The organism is Sulfuricurvum sp. (assembly GCF_022759005.1).
In the GTDB taxonomy this organism is placed as follows: Bacteria; Campylobacterota; Campylobacteria; order Campylobacterales; family Sulfurimonadaceae; genus Sulfuricurvum.
In genome coordinates this window covers 1-4344 of the sequence record NZ_JAEMQA010000134.1, presented here as the reverse complement: position 1 = coordinate 4344, position 4344 = coordinate 1, and the positions used below count along the sequence as shown (strand labels likewise).

Genomic DNA, 4344 nt, shown 5'->3' with positions numbered 1-4344 from the left:
ACAAAAGAGATAACAAAACTGGACGATTTAATCCAATCAACGTTATAATCAAAAAAATGAGGGAGCCGAAAATGGGTGCAAAAAGCGCAATGGTAAAAGCAGAAATCGCCGAAGCGGAAAAAATTGAAGACGTCGTTCATGGCGATCGGAGAAAAACTGAACAAGCCAATGCGAAAGAACGGCGGAAAAAAAGCAAAGTCGAAGAGAGACTCCCCGTTTGGGTCAAAAAATCGGTCTTAGAATACGAAGAGGAACTCAAAAACCTCCAAATCGAACTCCTCAAACTCCAAAACCATGTCAAAGATCAAGGTCTCAAAATTCTGATGATTTTCGAAGGGCGCGATGCGGCGGGCAAAGGGGGAACGATCAAACGGATCACCGAGCATCTCAACCCACGCGGAGCGCGTATCGTCGCACTCGAAAAACCCTCCGACGTCGAAAAAACCCAATGGTATTTCCAACGCTACATCAAGCACCTTCCGAGTGCGGGCGAAATCGTCCTCTTTGATCGCAGTTGGTACAATCGCGGCGGCGTTGAGCCGGTCATGGGGTTTTGTACCCCTCAAGAGCATCAGGAGTTTTTGAACCACGTCAGCGAATTCGAGCGGATGCTGGTGAACTCAGGGATCATCCTCTTTAAATTCTATTTTTCCGTCTCCAAAAAAGAGCAGGCAAAACGGTTTAAAGAGCGTAAAACCGATCCGTTAAAACAATTTAAACTCTCTCCCGTCGATGCCAAATCGCAAGATATGTGGGACAAATACACGACCGCAAAACTCTCGATGCTTCGGGCTTCGCATACCGGAACCTCGCCGTGGATCATTATCCGTTCCGACAACAAGAAAAAAGCCCGCATCAACTGTATCAAACACATCTTATCCAGTGTCCAATATCCGTCCAAAAACCAGCCCGATTTGAAAACATCTAAAAAGATTCTGATTTGGGGTGATGAAGAGATCAAACTGATGGAGAGTGCCCTCATTCATGATAAGGAAAAAGAGGGGCAGAAAAAGGGATAATTCCTAAAAAGGGATTAGATAAATTTAAGAATTTCGGCTTCGATATTCTCTTTTTCGATCACAGTACCTTGTGTAATCGGTTTTGTGAACAACCCTTTAATCATAGCAGGAATCGGCGTTTTAGCCGTTTTTGAGATGGATGCGAGAGCATCGATGTCATTCGCATCTTTTTCTCCGGTCAATGCGTTGGCAATCGTCGGCGAAAATTTCGTCCACTCTGCCGTTGAATAGACGATGGTTTTGAGCGGTTTGGTCGCACAGCAATCGTACGCTTTGAAACAGGTCGCCGTATGCGGATCCATCAAATAGCCTGCATCGAATGCCTCTTTGATATACCCTTTTCCTTCCGCACCGTTACAATAATCGGCGGCAAACAGTGTCTGAAGTTTCATCGTTTCATTATCGTTCAGCGCATAAAAACGCTCCGCTTCAAGACTCGCCATCAGCTCTTTGGTACGTTCGCTTCCAAAGAAATCGAACAAGATACGTTCAACGTTGCTGGAGATCAAGATGTCCATTGCCGGAGAGGTGGTCGCGACGACGTGTTCACCGCGCAAATCATAACGTCCCGTATTGATCAGACGGGTAAGGACGTTGTTTTCGTTGGAAGCGATAATGATCTTCTCAACCGGAAGCCCCATTTTATACGCATAATAGCCACCCAAAGCATTTCCGAAATTTCCACTCGGAACATCAAGGTACACTTTTTCGCCCATCGTAATGACGTTTTGGCGTACCAGTTCGAGATAGCTGTGGATATGATAAATAATTTGGAAAATAATTCGCCCGAAATTGACCGAGTTAGCAGCTGAGAGGGAGATATGTTTCGCTTTTAGGGCATCTTTAAACGTTTGTGAACCCAAAAGACGTTTGAGAGCGCTTTGTGCATCGTCGAAATCCCCTTTGATCCCGATGACTTTGAGATTTTGCGCATCTTCGGTCACCATCTGAAGACGTTGAACGTCTGAGGTTCCCCCATCGGGATAGAGACACGCGACACGGACATTCGCTCGGTTTTTAAACGTCTCCAGTGCCGCTGGACCCGTATCGCCACTCGTCGCCGCCAAGATGAGATACTCTTCGCCGCGCTTTTGGGCGATGGAGCTGAGAACTACCCCAAACGGTTGCAACGCCATGTCTTTAAATGCGCGGGTCGGTCCGTGATAGAGTTCACTGACATACAAGTCATCCCGTACTTTTACGACCGGGACGGGATTGCTCGGATCGTCGAATTTGTCATAGAGGGAGAGAGCTTCATCGATTACGGAGCTCTCAATATCGATGGCAAGAGTTGTGAGTAGATCTTTTGCCAACTCTTTATAACTCGAATGCAAGTGCTTTGTTAAAAATACTTCACCAAGATTGGGCAATTCGCTCGGAACATACAATCCGCCGAACGATGCGATAGGACTTAAAATCGCCTCTGAAAAGGTAACCTGTTGTGGATGGATTCCGTCATTTCCGCGTGTTTCAATAAATTTCATTGGTTCACTTTATACAATTTTCGTGATTATACCAAAGGCTCATTCACTTGATGCTTAGAAGCTTCAGAAGATTTTGAGTAAAATGCATTAACTATCCGAATAACAAGGCACTATCTAATGATAAAAGCGATTCTATATGTCATCGTCCGCTTTTTATTCCGACTCAAAGTGGTAGGAGAATTTCAACGCGAAGAGAACCATACGATCATCATCGCCAATCACCAATCGTTTTTAGACGGATTGATTTTAGGGTTAGTACTGCCGATCAAACCGGTTTTCGTGGTCAATACCGAAATTGCAAAACGTCCTTTGGTACGAGCGTTTCTCTCACTGAGCGAATACATTGCGATCGATCCCTCCAACCCGATGGCGATCAAGCAGATCATCCGTCTGGTAGAGGGCGGTCGTCCTGTTGTCATTTTCCCTGAGGGGCGTATTACGACAACGGGGAGTCTGATGAAAATCTATGAAGGATCGGCATTCGTCACCGTCAAAACCGAAGCAACCATCCATCCTGTCATTATCAAAGGGGCAACCTTCAGCACCCTTTCTCGAATGCATTCAGATCATCCGAAGCGGTGGTTTCCGCAAATCACCCTCACCTATTGCACACCGACGCGTCTAAAAATCAGTAGTGAGGGGAGTGGCCATGAACGTCGAGCCAAATCGGGCGAAGCAATGCGGACATTGTTGCAACGCTGTATCTTTGAATCACGCACTCCTAATACCCTTTTCGGTGCATTCGTCGATGCTGCAGAAGACTACGGATACTCCTATCTCATCGTAGAAGACACCAAGCAAATCGAATACACCTATCGCCAAGTTCTCACCATGGCATTGGGATTAGGTCGACTGCTTACACCGTATACCGCCGAGGGAGAAGCAGTCGGTGTTTTGATGCCGACAGCCGTTCCGACACTAGGGCTCATTTTGGGACTAAACGCATTCGGTCGAATCCCCGCGATGCTCAACTTCACTGCCGGAAGCGACGGACTCCAAGGTGCCTGTACCGCCGCACAGATCCGTACAATCATTACCTCAAAAGCGTTTGTAATACAAGGAAAACTCGAACCGAAATTAGAGGAATTGCACGATATTACATTGATGTATCTCGAAGATCTCCGTCCGCAAATGAGTCTAACCGATAAACTCTGGCTTATGGGATTTGCCCGCTGGTTCCCACGTAGCGTGATGCATACCACATCTCCAGACGCCCCGGCCGTCATCTTGTTTACATCCGGTTCCGAGGATAAACCCAAAGGGGTCGTCCTCTCGCACGATGCGATTTTGGCAAATATCGCGCAGTTGCGCTCCATCATCGATTTTTCAACAGACGATAAATTGCTAAATGCTTTGCCAATTTTTCACTCTTTCGGTCTCACGGCAGGAACACTTTTGCCGATTTTGGGCGGAGTCCCACTCTTTATGTACCCTTCTCCCCTGCACTATCGGGTTATCCCCGAAATTGCGTATGATCGCTCATGTACGATCCTTTTCGGCACCAGTACCTTTTTGAACCATTATGCCGCCCATGCCCATCCGTACGATTTTTACCGCCTCCGCTACGTCGTGGCAGGAGCCGAAAAACTCTCAGATAGCGTACGAGAACTGTGGTTTGAGAAATTCGGGATACGAATTTTCGAAGGATACGGTGCGACAGAAACAGCTCCCGTCATCGCGGTCAATACTCCAATGGGATATCGAAGCGGTACCGTCGGACAAATTTTACCGGGGATTGAGGCAAAACTCATCAGTGTTCCGGGGATCGATGAGGGGGGTATCTTGCACGTCAAAGGGCCGAACGTTATGAGTGGCTATCTGCGTTCAGATCGTCCCGGTTT

General features: G+C 47.1%; 3 protein-coding genes. 2 read left to right on the top strand and 1 reads right to left on the bottom strand.

Annotated elements, in window-relative coordinates:
• Nucleotides 1–71 precede the first annotated feature (71 nt).
• Nucleotides 72–1019 carry a polyphosphate kinase 2 gene (gene ppk2 / locus JHC35_RS08340; protein WP_295044122.1) on the top strand — a complete coding sequence of 316 codons (948 nt, stop codon included), beginning with the start codon at nt 72–74 and terminating at the stop codon, nt 1017–1019.
• 14 nt (nt 1020–1033) lie between these two features.
• Here ppk2 and thrC read toward each other — a convergent pair whose 3' ends face one another.
• The gene (gene thrC, locus JHC35_RS08335) at nt 1034–2503 is read right to left on the bottom strand and encodes a threonine synthase (RefSeq protein ID WP_295044120.1); all 1470 of its coding nucleotides are present in this window, start codon (nt 2501–2503) and stop codon (nt 1034–1036) included.
• Nucleotides 2504–2620: 117 nt separating this feature from the next.
• Between thrC and JHC35_RS08330 the strand changes: the two genes are divergently transcribed.
• Nucleotides 2621–4344 (top strand): AMP-binding protein (locus JHC35_RS08330; RefSeq protein WP_295044117.1); only part of this gene is annotated, 1724 nt, incomplete at its 3' end.